Here is a 19,038-nt window from a genome sequence, read left to right as displayed (position 1 = left end):
CAATAGATTCTCCATTTAATTTACAAAGAATAACAATTTGCAAATTTTATGGTTTGGCTGTATGAGGCGATGTTCCAGCTTTGGCTGCTATCACTCATGAACATTTGTGTCATATCTCCATTGTTGTAAGTAAAAAGCTGTAGAGAATATGACTTATTTTAAATTTTCGGAGATATAAAGCAAAATTTATGGGATGTGAGGCAGATTTCACCTTTTGGGCTATAGTTCCAGATGGACAGTTTGAGCCAAAATAATCTGTCAATTGTCGAAGACTATCACTGGGTGCAACGCATGAACTCGTGGCAGAAAAGGGTGTTAGAGAAGCTCCTCCCTGAGAGGTTCCCCATTTTCAGGTGGGTAATGACATTGTTGCTGGTATTAAGCTTGACCAGTTGTGGCGAGAAAGTCAGTAGCCAAGAAGTATCTACTAACTATAGAGATAACCCCCCACAGATTTCTCAAATTTCAAAGCAATTTTCGGAAGTTTCCCCACCATCTGTTATCCAAGAACTGCGGACAATTTTGGAAGTTTATCAGCCACAAGTGACAATTGTTACTCCACAAGCTGATGAAGTTCTCCAAGACGACAAAGCCACAGCCAGTTTTCAGGTTAAGGATCTACCGATATTTAAAGACCCACAACTACAACTAGGCCCTCATCTACACGTAATTCTGGATAACCAACCTTATATCCCTGTTTACGACCTGAATCAGCCCTTGGTTTTGCCTGACTTGTCTCCAGGTACTCATACCTTGCGCGTCTTTGCCTCCCGTCCTTGGCATGAAAGCTTTAAGAATGAAGGCGCTTATGCCCAAACAACATTTCACGTCTTTACCAAAACCGACGACAACAACCCAGATCCCAAGTTACCCCTGTTAACTTACAGCCGCCCTCAAAGCAGCTATGGAGCAGAACCAATCTTACTGGACTTTTACCTAACTAACGCTCCCCTGCACCTCGTTGGGAAAGAAAACCCTAACGACCCATTTAGTGATTGGCGTATCCGTTCCACAATTAATGCTGAAAGCTTTATTTTTGATCGCTGGCAAGCAGTTTATCTTAAAGGCTTCCATCCAGGAAAAAACTGGGTAAAACTAGAATTTCTTGATAATCAGGGAAATACTGTCAAAAATGCCTTTAATACCACAGTTAGATTGATTGACTACCAGCCAAAGGGTAAAGACACTTTGTCGAGAATTGTCAGAGGAGAAGTTACAGCAGATGAAGTGCGCGGCATTGTAGATCCAAATTATAGATTCACACCTACCCCGTCCGTTGAAAAAACACCCGAAATACAACCGAAGGTAGAAAAACAGCCGATTCCCAAAACTGAAATTCCTAAAAAATCTGAAACAGAGCCAACCAAGCCAGAACAACCAAAATTAGAAGTTCCAACGGCTATACCATCTCCCACCTTGTCCCCGATACCAGAACCACAGGCAGAGATAACACCAACTCCTGAATCAAGTCCGTTACCTGAAAAAGTTGTGCCTCAAACAACAAAACCTAGATTGGACGGATTTTTCAACCGACGGGTGGGCAAAGTCCTCAACCCAGAAGCACCAGTTACGCCATCTCCTAGTTTGCCATCAACGCTGCCAGAGATTATTGAGTCTCCAGCACCAGAAATAATTACGCCATCAGCAGAAGCTAAACCAGAGGTAACGCCAATTCCTGAATCAACACCGTTACCTGAAAAAGGAAAGTAAAATAACTTGTTTACATCGGGAGCAAAAATAGAACTTACACATTGACAATAAATACAAAACATGGATAACTTAAAAACCACATCTTTTGTATAGGCCGGGACATGGCTTTTACCCTAAGTTGACACGTATGAGCAATGTTCTCTACAGCATGGTCTGTTTACGATCGCAGAATAATTAAAGAAGTCTGAAACAACCTATGCATCGTGAATTCACATCACGATGCATTTATACAGTGCCTAAGTCCTAAAAAAGTTGCAAAATTTTTACTTTTGCAGCACAACTGGGGAACTCTAAGTAAGGCTTGGTTTTTATTGCTTACTCAGGATTACTATGGCTTCCCAGAATCAAGGTTCAAATTTTCAGGCAGTTTCCGGCGATATTCCTGTCTTACAATCGAACCGAAAAGGGTGGTTTTCACGGCTGACAAATGGTCTAAGTGTTGGTAACAAAATTAAATGCGGCTATGCTCTTGCCGTCAGTGTTGGAGTTTTAGGAACCACGATTGGATTAATCCTTGGAGACCACTATCAAGAACAGGCATTGCTGAAGCAACAAAACGCTTTTAAGGAACTTAATTTGCTTCATCGCCTCCAGACAGGTATCCTCCAGACACGGACGCATCAACAGCAACTCATTCCATTAGTGCCATATCCAAACTTGTATACAGAGGAATACAGTCACATTAACAATGTACATGCACCAGAAATTGAGCAAGTCTGGTCTGAACTCCAAAAATATACAAAAAGTGCTGATTATGTAGGCGAAAACTATACTGAAAATATTCCCCTGCTTCTAAAAACTTATAATGGATTACCACAAACTTATATTCGGCAACTTAAGGAATTATTTCAGCAACTTGATCTATCGCCTTTAACTGAAAAGAAAATTGCGATCGCCCAACAACGACTGTTAAAGTTCACCAACAGTAAGCTAGCACTCAAGTTTGACGCAATCTCTGATGAATTAGTTAACGTTATTAAGGCTTCTTATGAGAAATCAATAGCAGCGACGGATGCGTTCAAGACAGCAGCGCAAATGCGGATTTATATTATTGCTGCCAGCATACTGTTGTCAGTAGTAATTGCTACTCTTTTAGCTTTATTCACGAGTCGAACCATTACCCGTCCGGTCGAAGTGTTGACGAATATGGCGCAGCGAGTTACCAAAGACTCAAACTTTGATCTGCAAGCACCTGTCATGACTACAGATGAAATTGGGATACTTGCTATTGCATTTAACCAAGTTTTGCATAGAGTTAAATGCCTACTGGAAGAACAGCAAACAGCAGCTTTTCTTCAGCAGCAAATGCAAGAAGCCCAATTGCTTCAAAGTGAGAAAATGTCTAGCTTAGGACAAATGGTAGCTGGTATTGCCCATGAAATTAATAATCCGGTGAATTTTATCTACGGCAATTTAGATCCTGCTATTCAATATGTAGACGATTTATTATCATTGCTACAAACCTATCGCCAAGAAGTGCCTAATCCACCTTTAGCGGTGCAAGCCTACGCTACCGAAATTGATGCAGAATTTCTAGAAGAAGATTTACCCAAACTTTTGCAGTCGATGAAATTTGGTGCGGATCGCGTGCAACAAATTGTCTTAAGCTTGAAAAACTTCTCTCGTCTGGATGAAGCAAAAGCGCATTTAGTTAATCTACATGAATGCCTGGATAGTACGTTACTCATTCTCAATAACCGAATCAAAAAAGGCATTAAAATTGAGCGCTTGTACGGTGAAATTCCTAGCATTGAAGGTTTTTCTAGTTCCCTCTATCAAGTGTTTATGAATATTATCAACAATGCGCTTGATGCATTGGAGGAACAGCACAATCCTCAAGACAAACCACGAATTGCGATCGCTACTGAACTTAAAGATAAAAACTGGGTAGTTGTTCGCATTGCTGATAATGGTTCTGGGATTCCCTCTGATGTTCAAGAAAAAATTTTTGAGACGTTCTTTACTACTAAAGCCAGAGGTGTTGGCACTGGTATGGGACTTTCGATTAGCCATCAGATTGTAGTCGAAAAACACGGAGGACAACTAATATGTAAGTCTGAGGTGGGTAGTGGTACTGAATTCATCATTTCTCTTCCGATTCAAAAGCAGCATTTACCCGAAAATGCTCAACTCTAACTTTTGCGATAAAGCCTCAACAAAAGCAAGTCCCACTACCGGATTTCCTATCGTATCTAAGGCGGGACTGTAGCAAGCGATCGCTCCCTCACCTGGTACTATTGCTATAAGTCCACCACCAATCCCTGATTTCATTGGTAAACCAACTCTGACTGCAAACTCGGCAGAAGCTTCGTACAGTCCACAAGTTAACATCACAGCGTTGACAATCCGGCGATTTTGTGATGATAAAGAGCCATTTTCACAAGCTAGGAATTTTCCTAACAGGGCTAAATCTTCAACTCGCCCAGATATACAGCATATCTGCTCATAAGTGTCAAGTGCTATTTCCAGATTTTCTAAATGACTTGTTTCGGCGAGATAGGCTAGATAATTAGTGATCGCTTCATTGGCTGTTGAACGGGTTAACCGCACTGAAGTCAGCATCGCCTCATCTAAAGATAGTTGGCAATCTGCTAATTGGTTGAGCCATTGGCAAAATAAAAGAGTCCGTTGGCTAGCGTCCTTTCCTGGTAATTTGTCAGCTAGAGTAATTGCTCCACTATTAATCATCGGGTTGCGGGGATGGCCGCGATCGGCAATTAGTTGTTCTAAAGAATTGAAGGGTGCATCCGATGGTTCCACCCCAACCCATCCAAAAACCGTTTCTGCACTAAAGTGTTCTAACAGATAAAGTAAGGAAAATGTCTTAATAACGCTCATTAGCGGGAAAACACAAGCTGTATCTCCAAAAGTGATAGTTTTTCCCGATTTACAGCAGATATGAACTGTAAACCAACTAGGATCAGCCAAAGCCAATTTCGGAATGCGATCGGCAACTTGTCCCTGTTTAGCCTGTGTTTTAGCTTGTTGTACCCAAGTTGATAACTCCACAGCAGTTAAATTTTCAAGTTTTTTCACAACAGATACAACCGCGTTAAATTACGTATAGCCAATAAGCATAATGTTTGCATTTATGAATTACCTATGATTCCCCGTGTCAGAGCGCCAGAACTACCACAAAATTACTTTTGGCTCAACACCGATAAACCCTTGTCTCTTAAACAGTTCAAGGGTAGAGTTGTAATTTTAGATTTTTGGACATACTGCTGTATCAATTGTCTGCATATTCTGCCAAACCTAAAATATTTAGAACAAAAATATAAAGATAGCCTTACTGTTATCGGCGTTCACTCTGCCAAATTTGACAACGAAAAAGAAACAGAAAATATTCGCCAAGCTATCCTGCGCTACGACATTGAGCACCCAGTTGTAGTTGACAGCAATTTTCGAGTTTGGGAAGAGTATGCCGTGCGTGCTTGGCCTACCTTAATAATTATTGATCCAGAAGGTTACGTGATTGGCCAGATTTCTGGTGAAGGAAACCGTGACTCTTTGGATGAGTTGATTCAAAAGTTAATTCAGCAACATCAAGACAAAGGGACAATTAATTTTCAAGAACTTAGCTTGACTTTAGAAAAACAGCGCCAACCATTAATCACACCTCTAGCTTTTCCCGGTAAAGTTCTAGCTACTCCAATGGGTTTATTCATCTCTGACTCTGGACATCATCGCCTGATTATGAGTAGTTTCGACGGCGAAATTTTGCACTTGATTGGTACTGGAAAATCTGGCTTAACTGATGGTGCTTTTAACGAAGCGCAATTTTTTGCACCACAGGGAATGGCTTATGATGCCGAAAATCAAATTCTTTATGTTGCTGATACAGAAAATCATACCCTGCGGCGAGTTGATTTAAAGCGTCAAGTAGTGGAAGCGATCGCAGGAACAGGTGAACAAAGCCGCAATATTCATCCTCATAGCGGTGCTGGTTTAGAAACTGCGCTAAATTCTCCTTGGGATTTAGTCAAAGTGGGAAATACTTTGTTTATTGCAATGGCTGGGCCTCATCAAATTTGGGAAATGGATTTAGAAACTGGCATTGTAAAAACTTATGCTGGTACTGGTGCAGAAGCTTGTATTGATGGTTCACTTACTGAATCTGCCTTTGCTCAACCTAGTGGTATTAGCACAGATGGGCAAGAATTATATATTGCTGATAGTGAAGTCAGTTCAATTCGCGGTGTGAGTATTGTAGAACCCTATCAAGTGCGAACTGTTTGCGGTAGTGGGGGTTTATTTGGCTTTGGCGATGTAGACGCACAAGGTGAAGATGTGCGTTTGCAGCACTGTTTAGGAGTAGAATACGCTGAAAATTTTCTGTGGGTAGCAGATACTTACAATCACAAAATTAAATTGGTGAGTCCTAGTACAAACAATTGTCAAACAGTTTTAGGAGATGGTACTGGTGGCTTACAAGATGGCCAAGGTAAAAACACTCGGTTTTTTGAACCTTCGGGATTGAGTGTTTTGAGTTCAAATTTATATATTGCCGATACTAATAACCATGCTATTCGTTGCGTAGATTTGGATACCTTTGAGGTGACAACGCTAGAGTTTATTGGGTTATGTGCGCCAGATGTTTGTATTCCAACTAATTCATAGTATTTAGGTATTTTCACTAGCTTGATATCAATAAAATTACAGAATAAGCTGGGAGTAAGCTTAAATTATCAAGCTGGTATTGTCCAGTCTAAAATTGATATGAATATAAATAATAAACTAATTATTCTAGATTGTGATGATGATGTTGTACTCTTGCAGAAAGATACTTTTAAAGTTAGCAGATTAAAGGAATTAGTTCGGCAATAGATTTGCAGCAAGTGGGAAAATCATGGTGCTTATGATTTCTCGACTCAAAAAGCTATCACTTCAATTCCTGCATTTTTCCAGCAACTATCTTTTAGTCAAGAGACTATCAAAATAGATGAAATTAAATTTAATTTGGTTACAGATTGCCAGATACTTAAAATTAAAGGTAAAGGCTGGCAGAAAGGTAAACTGGAAATTCAAATATACGTATCAAATACAACTAAAGATAAATATAAATTGTGTCTTAAATTTTGTCCTGATGAAGAAGATGAACCTGAATCACCTTTAGATGATATTCGTAAAATGATACAACCAACATGAACACCATCCTACATATCACCAAACGCCAATTTAACAACTAGCATCCTATGGTTACTCTTCAACTCAAACAAATTCGAGTTCCACCAGGGCAAAGAATAATCCTGGAAGATGTGAGTTGGCAAGTATTTGAAGCAATTCTTAATGAGTTAGGAGAACATCGCAGGAGTCGAGTAGCATACAGCCAAGGAACGTTAGAAATTATGGCTCCATTACCAGAACATGAGCGATCTAAGGTAATTATTGAAGATTTAGTGAAAGCGTTGCTAGATGAACTCGATCTTAATTGGGAGTCTTTAGGTTCAACTACCTTTAAGCGAAAAGATATAAGTGCAGGTATTGAACCCGATGATTGTTTTTATATTCAAAACTATAAGCTAATGATTGGGAAAGATAGGATCGACTTAACTGTTGACCCTCCTCCTGATTTGGCAATTGAAATTGATGTCACCTCTAAAACCCAAATTAGTGCATATCAGGCGTTGAAAGTACCTGAAATTTGGCGATATGAAAGCAAAAACCTAGAAATTAGCTTGCTGCAAGGTGAGCAATATGTGAAATCTGTCATCAGTCCCACATTTCCCACTTTTTCTATCACAGAACTCATTCCCCGATTTGTGGAAATGGCGCGAACCACAGGAATGAGTTCAGCACTTAGAGCGTTTCGACAATCGGTAAGAAAACAAATACAAGACAGCTAAGGCAATAGAATTTGCGGATATATAAATTCTCGTCCGCCTCTGTGGACTAAGGTCAAATCAAGGTTTTACCTGAGTAGGCACGATCTATAACCCCCCCTTTTCAAGCATTCCGCGCTTTACTTAAAGAAAGGGGAATTAATAATTTAGAGCAATTGTGACCGAATTTAATTTACAAATCCAAGAAAATAGCGATGGCTTGTCAACTCCACTAGAGGATGCAGCGTCTAGCTTACTTCCCTTCAAGGATACGATACACTGCGTCAACATTAAAGGCAATGATCGCCTTGACCGTTACCTTTCCCAAGAATTACCAGACTTATCCCGTTCCCGCATTCAACAGTTAATCGAACAGGGTAATGTCCAACTTAATGACAAAGTTTGCACATCTAAGAAGATTAATGTCAAGTTAGGCGATCGCATCACTCTCGAAATACCAGAAGCGCAACCTTTAGAACTCCTTGCAGAAGATATCCCCTTAGATATCCTCTACGAAGATGACCAGCTACTCATTCTCAACAAACCCGCAGGTTTAGTTGTCCATCCTGCACCCGGTCATCCAGATGGCACTTTGGTAAATGCTCTATTGGCACACTGCCCCAATTTACCAGGAATTGGCGGAGTCCAACGTCCGGGAATTGTCCATCGATTGGATAAGGATACAACAGGTGCGATCGCGATCGCTAAAACAGAAATTGCCCATCATCACCTACAAGCACAACTCAAAGCTAAAACCGCACGGAGAGAATACTTGGGCGTGGTTTACGGTGCGCCAAAAGCTGAAAGTGGCAGAATTGACTTGCCCATTGGTCGCCATCCACAAGACCGCAAAAAAATGGCTATTATGCCTGTTGAACAAGGCGGACGAGTCGCTGTAACTCATTGGCAAGTACTAGAACGCCTTGGCAACTTTACCTTAATCCACTTCCAACTAGAAACTGGACGCACCCATCAAATTCGCGTCCACAGCGCCAAAATGGGTCATCCCATTGTCGCCGACCCAGTTTATAGTTCTGGTCATTCAGTGGGGGTAAATTTGCCCGGTCAAGCACTGCACGCTTGGCGACTAAAATTGCAGCATCCCATATCTGGAGAGTTGATTGAAGTGACAGCAAACCCTCCCAGCCATTTTACAAAACTTTTAGAGATGTTAAAAAGACGAACTACACTTTAAGCCCAATGCCTAATGCCCAATACCCATTAACAACTAGCGTGCATCAGACATGGGATAGAGTCTGTTCCACTAGTTATACCTAAATGAAACTCCTACATAACCCAAGACTTATGCACGCTATAAAATGATCAAATGGATGTACTAGTCAGCTGTCGAACAAAAATCGTTATTTAATTCCTGCTATTTGCCGATAAGGTACAGACTTTTCGATATCGATGTTGAATGACGAGATCCGTTGAGGAGCATTGCCAGTTGCATTGATACTTTGTGCCAAAGCCAAGAATAAAGCTGGATCGCCAGCCTTGGGCTTTTGTTCTTGTGGAAGGAATCTGCGTACTTCGACCTGCCAAATGATTTGGGGGAAACCCAGTTTGGTACGGTGGTAAGCTTCGTATCGCGGAGATTTGATGTTGAATGGCAACTCACCCGCAGATTGAGATGGCAGTATCCGACGGCGCTGATAAGGCACTGTGGAGTCTCCAAAATTGCTCAGGTACTCTTCGGTGTTGAGGACTTCATCAACAAAGCCTCTAATACCCTTGGTAGCGACTACAATTGACCAGGCAATTTTTTCCCGCTCATTGTATGGGTCGCGTCCTAGAACGCGCTGAATTACTTGCTCAACAAAGCGATAATTACTGTTGAGATCGTAGAAGCTTTTCTTAAAGGTATTGGAAAGTACCAACCCACGAATAAAGTCCCGTACTGTAATTTGTCCATTACGGAGTTGAGACTCTAAATATGTTTCGCGATCGGCAGTAAAGGCATAAAAGAAAAGTTGACGATAGGCTGCTTCGATCAGAAGGTCTAAATCTGACGCAGAAAGCAGATTGTCTGTACTAAAAATCCTGGGCTGTTCATCACCCGGTACTTCGTATGCAGCTACACGCTGGTTCTGACTTGAAGGGTCGTATGTTAACAGAGGAATTGCCACTCTAAAGCCTCCATATTTCTTAATTAAAGTTAACAACTTTAGATCATATATTAAGGGAGTAGTTGTATCAAAACTTCAGATTCTGATAAAATTTCACGAAACTTAACTAAGGGGAATTTAACTATTCCAAAAAACAAAAATTAGCTTGTTGGACTCAAACCATAGCTAATTTATAAAGGCAGTGAGAATTTCAGCCTAATAACTACCTAAAAAACTTTGTTCACATACAACAGAATAGAAGATTCAGTTTCACCTTTTTAAAATAAAGCAATAATTTTTAACATATAGCAAAAAAAATTAATGGGGAGTGGGGAGTGGGGAATGGAACATTGAAAAAACCCCATTCCCTCTGCCCCTCTACTCCCTATTCTTACTCCCTTGACCTATCCAAAATTCCAGGGGATCTATGGTTGACTTACAGTGAGGCCAGCTACGCAAAGTTGCTTCCATTGCTGACTCCCAGTAGGGTGGTTCCAATCCCAGTCCTAAACATAGATGAGATAGGATGCTAGCAAACTGCTGATTGTGACCAAAGTCTCCTAGATGGGCATGGGCGTATTCATGAACGACTACACCAAACCAGTCTCTAGGTGCAACTCGACCGACATCTACCAGAATAGTTACTGGGTTTGTGAGAATATTGCATAGCCCGTCGATGCCGAAGGATTGAGCTATAGGGACTGCAAAAATTTGGATGTGGCGACGCTCTTGGGGATGAAAGCACTCATGACAAAGGTCTAGATAGGTATTGATCTGAGCGTTAATGGTGTTAATATTATCGCCGATCCAAGTACAAATGGGGATGCGATCGCGCACGTTATCGAACACATCCACCATACCCGGTTCTAGGGCAAACCCCTGTACTCGATGCAGATAATCTCGTCCACGAGTAAAAGCATCGGTCTGCTTGAGAATCATTCACCAGCCCAAAACTGAATAAAACTGTCTTTTTTCCAAAACATCCGACCCAAGTCTTTCTGTTATTTGTTCTGGGTTGGAAGCCTCAATAGAAGTTTCAATGCGAGTTTCGGTACAAAATGATGCAGTGCTGAAGCCACCAAAGCGTTTCACTGTACTGGTTCGTAATCGCATATTTGGGCTACCGAACCAGAATCTTTCAATGGAACTCATTGTTTCGTATTCGGTTGTCAACACTAGCCCATCTTCATCATCCATGTGAAAAAGACCGACTACAGGCATAATTTCAGCGTAGCCTCTTTCACGGAGTAATTTACCAGCTCTTGGGTTATCGCTATCAGGCACGATCGCAAATATGGTTTTTCCTTGATGGTTCTCGTCATTTTCTCTATCCCAAGCCATTGTGCCCAGCCAACGCACCCGTGATCCACCTACTGACAGGCTGGGGTCAATCTGATGATACTGGCACAGTTCAATGATTTCTGGATGATTGGCATCCAGAGTTTCTACCTGTATATCCGATTCTCCTATTTCTGAGCGCTTAAAGGGTAGGTGATGAGTTGCACGTTGCGATCGCCACTTACCAGCACTTAACTGAAAAAAGTCCATTGCGTCTATCAATTTTCTAACTCCTACTTATTACTCCTGCGGATGATATTTTACGGTTTTTTATTTTTATAGTTTTTGGTATATAAACATTGTGACATACTCCACACACCCCTCTGTGTAACCATACCACGATATACTTGTAGTAAATTTAATTTTTTGTGCATAGTAATTGCAGGGATCATTATAAAAACTAAGTGAATGATTTAAATCACTAAATGCTAAGAGTAGTGTGACTGTTCATTTTCGTAATTAAGCAACAACTTTAGAACTATAGGACTAATAATTGATTTCTGAAAAAGCTCGGTACAGATCGAAAAGCCTAATTCCTTATTCCCTACTCCCCGCCCACGTAGATAATTTCAAAAATCAAATACGATTCCTATAGCAGGAATAGAAAGAGATAATATCGCTCAACAGCAAAACTATATAAGCTTCGGACTACTTCCACCAACTTGTGCTTGTTTATAAATTGGAAGTAGTCCGGGATCATTTAACTTAGATTATCTTAGGTTGACTAGATTGACTTTGGTTTTAATATCTAACTCAGATATAGTACCATATACATGAGTTGCTGCGTTAAAGAATACCAGCATAAATGCAGGAAGACAGGGCATCGTTATAGAGTAAGTAAGTTGCCATGTGTCTGGGAAAGGTTTCACCATAAGTAGGCGTCTTGATTTGCTCGGCATAGCAGTTAAGCTTGATTTAAAGCTCTGTTTTTTATCCAAGACATAATTATATTTCTAAACTTGCCTGTTTTTGCCTCAGTAAAATGTGCGATGACAACCGTATATAAAAATACAAATACAACTATAATAAGTGCCAAGAATATATGCAAAATATCTGGCTCCCAAGGGCGATCGCCAATTACACATGCTCTGATAAAGCACAGTATCGGCATGTGGACAAGATAAAGAGTGTATGAACATCCTGCTAAACCTTTAGAAAACTTTTCGTATGCTCCTCCTTGTCTTATTTGACTACGGCTATTAACTAGAAGATATATCATGACAGCAGTAGAAATTCCTACTAAAAAATCTGCTATTTCTCGACCAATAAAACGTTCACTTATTAAGGCAATGCACAGAATTAGTATAGACAAAAGAGTGAGTAAATTTAGGATTTTCTTGTTATTAAGATATTTAGAAGGATGAGATATACTAACTAATGCTCCCATCAGCCAAACCAGAAAATAAATTCTAATTTCCGAACCAACCATTAGTAATATACCTGAAGCTAAACAAGCGTATAAGACACGCATTTTTAAGGATTTCACAAAAAAGAATAGGATGATTGAAGGAAAAAGTATATAATACCAAAATTCATAGGCTAAACTCCAAACTGCCTTATTTGAACCAAATAAATCTACAAAAATTGTTTGCACAAAAGCTAAAGTTCCCAAAGCATTTTGAAATGTGAAATTTTCCAAAATTTTGTAAGTTGCTAAATGACCGTTGTGAAACCTTTCTCCATAAAAGCTATCTTGTCCAGTACCAAATATCTTTATACCGAGAGAATCCCAAAAAGAAGACAGCAATAAAGCAGGAATTAATACTGTATATAAACGTGTGAAACGATCTACTAAATAATTAACCCAAGACCATTGCTTTTGCTGAATTCTCCTTATTACACTAGATGAAATAAAAAATCCACTTAACGCAAAAAAAATCATTACAGATTGATGACCCAATACTGTTAATGAATTTAACCTTTTTATCAAAAAACTAGGATTACTAATTTCTGAATATTCTATAAATAATAAAATTCTCATGTGACCGATAAAAACTAATAAAGAAGCTAAACCCCTTAATAGATCAAGATGAGTTGACCATCGATAATTCCTAATTGAAGGAATATTATAAATAGGCTGCGTCTGAATTTCTGTTTCTAGCATTTTGGAATTTAACAAAGATTAAGTTGTTATAGAAAAGGATAGTCAATGCATATTTTGCAATGTCTTATCCCCCTTTTTTTAGAGTGTATAACCCAATAAATGAAAGGCTTTTGACCCCCTAAGACCGTGCTGGTTCGCCTTAATACCTTCCCCGCAAGCGAGGAGGGTACAGAGGTGGGGTGGGGTTCTTCGGTTTTAGTAAATAATCAAGCAGACATGATGTTATGTCTCACTTTCAATGAGAAATTTTGCCACTCAAAAGGTATACAGAGAAGCGTGCCAATATCTCAAAAAAAGCAAAAGCTAATTCATTTTATGAAGTTATTAACTGCACTATGTACAAAAAAACTTCCCTAATTAAACCGTTAAAACATGAGAAAATATCAAGATAAAATTGGAATATCAATACAACAAATAATATACAATTATCTATATATGAATACTTATAATTTTTCAAGAAGGGTTTTTAAAGCTTGTCCGAAGTTTATAGGATCTTTATTAAACTCCAATTAGAAAGATAAGATGCACTAAACAAGACTCAGGAATCTCACTATCAATGCAATTATCGCTCTTTTATTAGTCTAAAAAAATAATATAGAAGTAACTTGGCTTGAACTTCCTTCAATTCAAGGTACTCCTATATTGATACGAACTCATAACAACAAAGTTTTTTGATTTTTATCTAGTGACAGTAATAAGGCAGCGTTAGATCCATTTCACTTTAATTAATGGTAAAAATACGCTGGAAGGGGCATGGCATTGCCCATTGGTGTCAACTTAATGTGAAAACCATCTAAACACAACTTTGAAAGATTGCCTTGTTGCCTCCTTCCCTGCCTTCGACTGGGAATGCCCGTCGTTGAGACTCCGCTTCCCTTACTGGCAGCAGAGGCGCAATGATCAGCATTTCCAGCCTCTGGCTGGAAACAAGATTTTAAACGAGTTTTAGCTTAAGTTGACACCAATGGGCATTGCTACTTACCCATCTGGGAACCGCTATATATGTATCAGGGTTTAGTGAAATAGTATTAGATACTTACAAAGAAAAAATTGTTTCAGAAACAAAAAAACTCATGATTAGCATCTTCAGATATCAAGTTAATCTGAACAATGCTATCATGAGTCCCAAAAATTAGAGTTGGCACGTATAATACATTTGTACGCCCCTACAGAGATTTATGACTTGCTATTAACGATCGCTTCGTTTAAAACTAACTCTGGTTGTGGTGTCTTTTCTTCTTCTGGCAGACCGTAAATTGACCTGTACAACTTCACGTACTCTTTGGCAGATTGATACCAACTAAAGTCTTGGGCCATACCTCGTTTTTGTAGTTCTAGCCATTGTGGTTTGAAACGGAAGCCTTCCCAAGCCCGGATCATGCAGGTGAAAAGGTCTAGCGGTTCATAGCGGTCAAAACAATAACCGGTGCCTGCTGCATTTTCGGGATCGTGATGGCTTACAGTGTCGACTAATCCACCTGTGCGGCGGACAATAGGCACAGAACCGTAGCGTAAAGACATCATTTGGCTGATACCACAAGGTTCAAAGCGACTAGGCATTAAGAAAGCGTCAGTGCCAGCGTAGATCCGGCGAGACAGGGCATCGTTATACAGTAGATAAGTTGCCATACGTCCAGGAAAGCGGGATGCTAATTCCCACATCTGAGTTTCATAGTAGCGATCGCCTGTCCCTAACAGCACAAACTGTGCATCTGTATAAGAGAGGAAGCGCTCAAGGATTTGCAATATCAAGTCAATGCCTTTTTGTTCCACTAATCGGGTCACAATCCCAATTAAGAAGGCTTTGGAGTTGACTTCTAATCCTACTTCTTCTTGCAAAGCAATTTTGTTGGCTTTGCGTTTCTCCAGGGTATCAGCAGTGAAGGTTTGAGCAATGTATTTATCATCTTCTGGGTTATAAATTTCAGTATCAATTCCGTTGATAATCCCAGATAATTTACCGCTAATAAAGGACAGCAAACCTTCTAACGTTTCACCATAAGTAGGTGTCTTGATTTGCTCCGCATAGGTGGGCGAAACTGTATTTACTTTATTGGCAAATTGTACCGCCGCCGCCATTGTGTTGTGTCCTTGCATATACCAAGGACACCAAGTAATTTTTTCTAAATACCAACGCCACGGCCCTTGATAAGCCAGATTATGAATGGTAAACACTGTGGTGATATCAGGATCTTGGTGCATCCACACGGGAATCATCCCCGTATGCCAATCGTGACAATGGATAATTTCCGGTTTCCAGTAATTCCAGGCAAACTCGGCTGCACCATTAGCAAACAAAGTGAACCGCCAATCTTCATCTTCTCCAGAATAAATGCGGCGGGGCATGAAGGCGGGATGTCCAAATAAGTACAAGGGAACATCAGTACCAGGCAGAACGCTTTCGTATACTGCAAAGTGCTGGAACATGGCATCGCCCCACCAGATGGGTTCATAGGGAATTTCCATTTTGTCTGGCAGGAAGCCATAGTAAGGCAAGAATATCCGCACATCATGCCCCATTTCTCTCAGAAATTTGGGTAATGCTCCAACAACATCACCCATTCCTCCTACTTTCGCAATGGGTGCTGCCTCTGCTGCAACAAATAGAATCCGCATGGTAATTTTTGCTTCCCCGATTCTGTCTATATTGTCAAATTAACTTTTGTCGCGTTTGGCACATCTTTGGTGCAACGACGATCAATTCTTATCTAATCACATCGGCTTGCCCTATTGCTTAAGAACCGCGCCCAATCACCGCAAAAATTTCTGCTAAAATTTCTTGCGCTCCTTGTTGCCGCAACACTTGTGCTAGTTCTGTGCCTAGCGCTTCAGCATTATTGGCAATCCCTGTGACGGTATCTTTTACGAACTTTTGACCATCTACACTAGCCACTATCCCTGTTAAGGTCAAATTCTCACCAGATACTTCTGTATTTACACCAATAGGTACTTGACAGCCGCCCTCTAAAGAGCGTAAAAAAGACCGTTCAGCCAGACAGCGATCGCGTGTTTCGGGGTGTTCAATCGCTTTGAGTAAAGATAGCACTTCACTATCATCGGCACGGCATTCTATACCTAAAGCACCTTGTCCCACGGCGTGAAGGGAGATTTCTTTGGGGAGAATTTGATGAACGCGATCGCTCATTCCCAATCTTTCTAACCCTGCTGCGGCCAAAATCAAAGCATCGTATTCGCCTGCATCCAGTTTTGCCAACCGTGTAATCAAGTTTCCCCGGACATCCTTAAAGGAAAAGTGGGGGAAGTGATGACGTAACTGTGCTAACCGCCGCAGCGAAGATGTACCAATTACTGCACCTTCTGGCAATGTATCAATTTGTTTATCTTTGTGCTTTTTATGCACCACTAATGCATCTGCTGGATTTTCCCGTTCAGTAATTGCTGCCAGTGTTAACCCTTCAGGTAAATGAGTCGGCAGATCCTTGAGGGAATGAACGGCAAAGTCAATCTCCTGATTGAGCATTCCAAGTTCAAGCTCTTTAGTAAAAAGTCCTTTATCGCCAATCTTAGCTAATGCTACATCCAAGATTTTATCGCCTTGGGTAGACATAGTGTGGACTTCAAAAATGATCTCAGGGAATTTTTTCTGGAGTTGCTCTTGTACCCAGTAGGTCTGAACCAGAGCAAGTTGGCTTTTACGTGAACCAATCCGAATAGTGCGTGGAGGACTAGAAACAACTGAAGTCATAAAACAATATAATATCGCAGGCGATAAATTCACTCTCATCTAGACTACCGTAGTCAGGGACTCATACCAATTTTGGGGTTTGAATTTTGGATTTTGGATTACAATTCTTTACCTAACGCTGGTTTCCAGAATCTCAAACAGTACTACTTAATACAGCACTATTACGGTACAAGCCGCTTTATTTATCACTCGAAGACAAGAAAATGCACGGTAGATCGATTGAAAACTGCTATAAACTGAATGTAGGACTTTCGGAGTAGCAGAAATTATGAGTGTTGCAAAATCTGCATCTCTAACTCTAGAGGAGTTTCTGAAGTTACCAGAAACAAAGCCTGTAAGCCTTTATATTGATGGTGAGATTATCCTAAAACCAATGCCCAAAACCCGCCACTCCCGACTTCAGGCTAAGTTGATTTATGGAATTAATGAAGTCACAGAAAAGAGGCAAATTGCTTAATGCTTTTCCAGAGTTACGTTGTACTTTTGGTAGCTGTCAATTGTTCCAGATGTGGCGGTTATCCGTTGGCAACAAATTGAGTTTGACGATAACGGAGAACCTGTAGATGATGTGCTAATTGCTCCGAACTAGACAATTGAAATTCTTTCTCCAAATCAGAGTATTAATGTATTAATCGGGTTACAAGCAATATCTTACATTGCCTAAAATATGGTTTTGGAGATAATCCTGTAATTGTTGGGTACGCAATATGGTGAAATTTTCTCGACAACCAAAATAAATGGTTGGGGCAAGACTTCCTCCTTGATATCTACTTATTTCAAACTCACAACTGGTCTCTCTAAACTTGATCCATGCTACCTGTGAAGCAATTAACTTCTGTTTACTAAAGTTATTTAAGGTAGGTAGCAATTGTTGATAAACTTGATTCATTTTTTTATCTTTATTCTGATAAGACAACTTTATGCATTCATCAATTGCTATTTGAGTTTGAGGATTATTGCAGTTAAGATTTTGAACTAAGCGAATCTCCCGTAAATCAGGTTTTGTGCCTGCTATTGTCACGGTGGGAGTATTTAAACTGCTGAGAGTTAGCATACTTGCTAAAACTAGTAATAATTGACGCATGGCAAAATTTTTATTGTTTCAGTAAAGATAAAAGGTACTTAAATACGCATCAGCATTGGTATGTTCCGATGCAGAAGACTTCTAAACTTCTTACAAAAGGTAAACCAGCCGTCAGAAGGAAGCCGAAGTTTCACAAGAATGCTAAAAATAATTTGGTATTTTAGTGATCTAAGTTTAGCCTTTATATTTTATGAATCGTTCCGCCTGCCTCATTTTCAATCCAGTTGCGGGTCAAGGTAACCCAGATATAGAACTGGCAGAAATTCGGGCAATATTAGAGCCAGAAATTGACCTAGATATTTATCTCACAACTGAAGAAATCGACGCTGATGAACTGGCTAATGCAGCAGTAGCGAGGGGAGTAGATGCAATCATTGCTTCGGGGGGAGATGGCACTCTCTCGGCGGCAGCAACGGCTTTAGTGGGTACTAATATTCCATTTGGCATTATTTCTAGAGGAACAGCAAACGCTTTTGCTACAGCTTTAGGAATTCCTGACACGATCGCAGGTGCGTGTGAGACAATTTTGCAGGGAGGAACCCGTCATGTAGACGTAGCCTATTGCAATGATCGGCCAATGGTACTTTTGGCAGGTATTGGCTTTGAAGCTGAAACTGTAGAATTGGCAGACAGGGACGCTAAGAATCGCTTTGGGATGATGGCTTACGTTTTCGCTGGAATTCAGCAACTAAGAAATTTAAAAAACTTTGATGTTGAAATTGAAACAGAAGACAGGATAATTAAAACTAGTGCCTGTGCAGTTACAGTAGCAAATGCCGCGCCTGCTACTTCAGTCTTAGCTCAAGGCCCAGCAGGTCTGATTTATGATGATGGGTTACTAGATTTAACGATTGTAGCTCCAGTTAACAAGGCAGGAGCGATCGCAGCTACATTTCATCTATTCCAAACGGCTTCTACAGGTAACGCTGTAGATCGGAATGATATTGGCTTCCTGCGAGCCAAAGAATTTAAAATTACTACTAAGCCACCGCAAAAGGTTGTTCTAGATGGTGAAATAGTAGGCACAACACCAGTAGAAATTAAGTGTGTACCAGCAGGTTTGAATATTTTTGTGCCATTAGTAGAAGAAGTTGAGCCTACCGAAAAACTAGAGGGACTCCCTAATCTGACTATTGAGATGAAAGACACGGTAGAGGAGTGAGGGC

General features: G+C 40.3%; 16 protein-coding genes. 8 read left to right on the top strand and 8 right to left on the bottom strand.

What is annotated here, in order from left to right; translation table 11 throughout:
* Positions 1-291: 291 nt before the first annotated feature.
* Together ACFE90_RS14235 and ACFE90_RS14230 are read left to right on the top strand one after the other, a co-directional pair.
* Complete coding sequence (locus ACFE90_RS14235; RefSeq protein WP_375501522.1) at positions 292-1,710, top strand: hypothetical protein; 1,419 nt, start codon at positions 292-294, stop codon at positions 1,708-1,710.
* A 330-nt stretch (positions 1,711-2,040) separates the two neighbouring features.
* Positions 2,041-3,846, top strand: coding sequence for a sensor histidine kinase (locus tag ACFE90_RS14230; RefSeq protein WP_375501502.1), 1,806 nt, complete (start codon positions 2,041-2,043; stop codon positions 3,844-3,846).
* On the opposite strand, the gene glsA is transcribed toward ACFE90_RS14230, so the two are convergent.
* Positions 3,823-4,746: a glutaminase A gene (gene glsA, locus ACFE90_RS14225; protein ID WP_375501500.1), complete on the bottom strand. Its 924-nt coding sequence runs from the start codon at positions 4,744-4,746 to the stop codon at positions 3,823-3,825. The two genes, ACFE90_RS14230 and glsA, sit on opposite strands and share 24 nt — an antisense overlap.
* Positions 4,747-4,812: 66 nt before the next feature.
* On the opposite strand from glsA, the gene ACFE90_RS14220 reads away from it, so the two are divergent.
* The 4 genes from ACFE90_RS14220 to ACFE90_RS14205 all read left to right on the top strand — a co-directional run bounded on the left by ACFE90_RS14220 (position 4,813) and on the right by ACFE90_RS14205 (position 8,727).
* Complete coding sequence (locus ACFE90_RS14220) at positions 4,813-6,330, top strand: thioredoxin-like domain-containing protein (protein WP_375501498.1); 1,518 nt, start codon at positions 4,813-4,815, stop codon at positions 6,328-6,330.
* Between the two features lie 207 nt (positions 6,331-6,537).
* A complete protein-coding gene (locus ACFE90_RS14215; protein ID WP_375501520.1) occupies positions 6,538-6,858 on the top strand; it encodes a KGK domain-containing protein in 321 nt (106 codons plus the stop codon).
* A gap of 47 nt (positions 6,859-6,905) precedes the next feature.
* Entirely contained in the window at positions 6,906-7,556 is a 651-nt protein-coding gene (locus ACFE90_RS14210; RefSeq protein ID WP_375501496.1) for a Uma2 family endonuclease, read from the top strand.
* Between the two features lie 250 nt (positions 7,557-7,806).
* On the top strand, positions 7,807-8,727 hold the full coding sequence (locus ACFE90_RS14205) for an RluA family pseudouridine synthase (RefSeq protein WP_375501518.1): 921 nt from the start codon (positions 7,807-7,809) through the stop codon (positions 8,725-8,727).
* A gap of 166 nt (positions 8,728-8,893) precedes the next feature.
* Here ACFE90_RS14205 and ACFE90_RS14200 read toward each other — a convergent pair whose 3' ends face one another.
* The 6 genes from ACFE90_RS14200 to hemC all read right to left on the bottom strand — a co-directional run bounded on the left by ACFE90_RS14200 (position 8,894) and on the right by hemC (position 16,788).
* Positions 8,894-9,661 carry a phycobilisome rod-core linker polypeptide gene (locus ACFE90_RS14200; protein ID WP_375501494.1) on the bottom strand — a complete coding sequence of 256 codons (768 nt, stop codon included), beginning with the start codon at positions 9,659-9,661 and terminating at the stop codon, positions 8,894-8,896.
* Between the two features lie 357 nt (positions 9,662-10,018).
* Positions 10,019-10,579, bottom strand: coding sequence for a hypothetical protein (locus ACFE90_RS14195; protein ID WP_375501492.1), 561 nt, complete (start codon positions 10,577-10,579; stop codon positions 10,019-10,021).
* Entirely contained in the window at positions 10,580-11,197 is a 618-nt protein-coding gene (locus tag ACFE90_RS14190; protein WP_375501516.1) for a phycobiliprotein lyase, read from the bottom strand. It lies immediately after the preceding gene.
* Positions 11,198-11,882: 685 nt separating this feature from the next.
* Positions 11,883-13,082: an acyltransferase family protein gene (locus ACFE90_RS14185; RefSeq protein ID WP_375501490.1), complete on the bottom strand. Its 1,200-nt coding sequence runs from the start codon at positions 13,080-13,082 to the stop codon at positions 11,883-11,885.
* Between the two features lie 1,176 nt (positions 13,083-14,258).
* Positions 14,259-15,698, bottom strand: coding sequence for a glycogen synthase GlgA (glgA, locus tag ACFE90_RS14180; protein WP_375501488.1), 1,440 nt, complete (start codon positions 15,696-15,698; stop codon positions 14,259-14,261).
* Between the two features lie 118 nt (positions 15,699-15,816).
* Entirely contained in the window at positions 15,817-16,788 is a 972-nt protein-coding gene (gene hemC, locus ACFE90_RS14175; RefSeq protein WP_375501486.1) for a hydroxymethylbilane synthase, read from the bottom strand.
* Between the two features lie 268 nt (positions 16,789-17,056).
* Between hemC and ACFE90_RS14170 the strand changes: the two genes are divergently transcribed.
* Complete coding sequence (locus tag ACFE90_RS14170; protein WP_375501484.1) at positions 17,057-17,245, top strand: hypothetical protein; 189 nt, start codon at positions 17,057-17,059, stop codon at positions 17,243-17,245.
* A gap of 180 nt (positions 17,246-17,425) precedes the next feature.
* Here the strand turns inward: ACFE90_RS14170 and ACFE90_RS14165 are convergent, their stop codons facing one another.
* Complete coding sequence (locus ACFE90_RS14165) at positions 17,426-17,872, bottom strand: lysozyme inhibitor LprI family protein (RefSeq protein WP_375501482.1); 447 nt, start codon at positions 17,870-17,872, stop codon at positions 17,426-17,428.
* Positions 17,873-18,062: 190 nt separating this feature from the next.
* On the opposite strand from ACFE90_RS14165, the gene ACFE90_RS14160 reads away from it, so the two are divergent.
* The gene (locus tag ACFE90_RS14160; RefSeq protein ID WP_375501480.1) at positions 18,063-19,034 is read left to right on the top strand and encodes a YegS/Rv2252/BmrU family lipid kinase; all 972 of its coding nucleotides are present in this window, start codon (positions 18,063-18,065) and stop codon (positions 19,032-19,034) included.
* Positions 19,035-19,038: the final 4 nt, after the last annotated feature.

The sequence above is a fragment of the uncultured Nostoc sp. genome, from assembly GCF_964245445.1.
Lineage (GTDB): Bacteria > Cyanobacteriota > Cyanobacteriia > Cyanobacteriales > Nostocaceae > Nostoc.
This window is presented reverse-complemented; position numbering and strand designations above follow the sequence as displayed.

Excerpts from the sequence above, each read along its gene's own strand:
- ACFE90_RS14235 (WP_375501522.1), top strand. The coding sequence starts at position 292 with ATGAACTCGTGGCAGAAAAGGGTGTTAGAGAAGCTCCTCCCTGAGAGG.
- ACFE90_RS14230 (WP_375501502.1), top strand. The coding sequence starts at position 2,041 with ATGGCTTCCCAGAATCAAGGTTCAAATTTTCAGGCAGTTTCCGGCGAT.
- ACFE90_RS14220 (WP_375501498.1), top strand. The coding sequence starts at position 4,813 with ATGATTCCCCGTGTCAGAGCGCCAGAACTACCACAAAATTACTTTTGG.
- ACFE90_RS14210 (WP_375501496.1), top strand. The coding sequence starts at position 6,906 with ATGGTTACTCTTCAACTCAAACAAATTCGAGTTCCACCAGGGCAAAGA.
- ACFE90_RS14195 (WP_375501492.1), bottom strand. The coding sequence starts at position 10,579 with ATGATTCTCAAGCAGACCGATGCTTTTACTCGTGGACGAGATTATCTG.
- ACFE90_RS14185 (WP_375501490.1), bottom strand. The coding sequence starts at position 13,082 with ATGCTAGAAACAGAAATTCAGACGCAGCCTATTTATAATATTCCTTCA.
- glgA (WP_375501488.1), bottom strand. The coding sequence starts at position 15,698 with ATGCGGATTCTATTTGTTGCAGCAGAGGCAGCACCCATTGCGAAAGTA.
- hemC (WP_375501486.1), bottom strand. The coding sequence starts at position 16,788 with ATGACTTCAGTTGTTTCTAGTCCTCCACGCACTATTCGGATTGGTTCA.
- ACFE90_RS14170 (WP_375501484.1), top strand. The coding sequence starts at position 17,057 with ATGAGTGTTGCAAAATCTGCATCTCTAACTCTAGAGGAGTTTCTGAAG.
- ACFE90_RS14165 (WP_375501482.1), bottom strand. The coding sequence starts at position 17,872 with ATGCGTCAATTATTACTAGTTTTAGCAAGTATGCTAACTCTCAGCAGT.
- ACFE90_RS14160 (WP_375501480.1), top strand. The coding sequence starts at position 18,063 with ATGAATCGTTCCGCCTGCCTCATTTTCAATCCAGTTGCGGGTCAAGGT.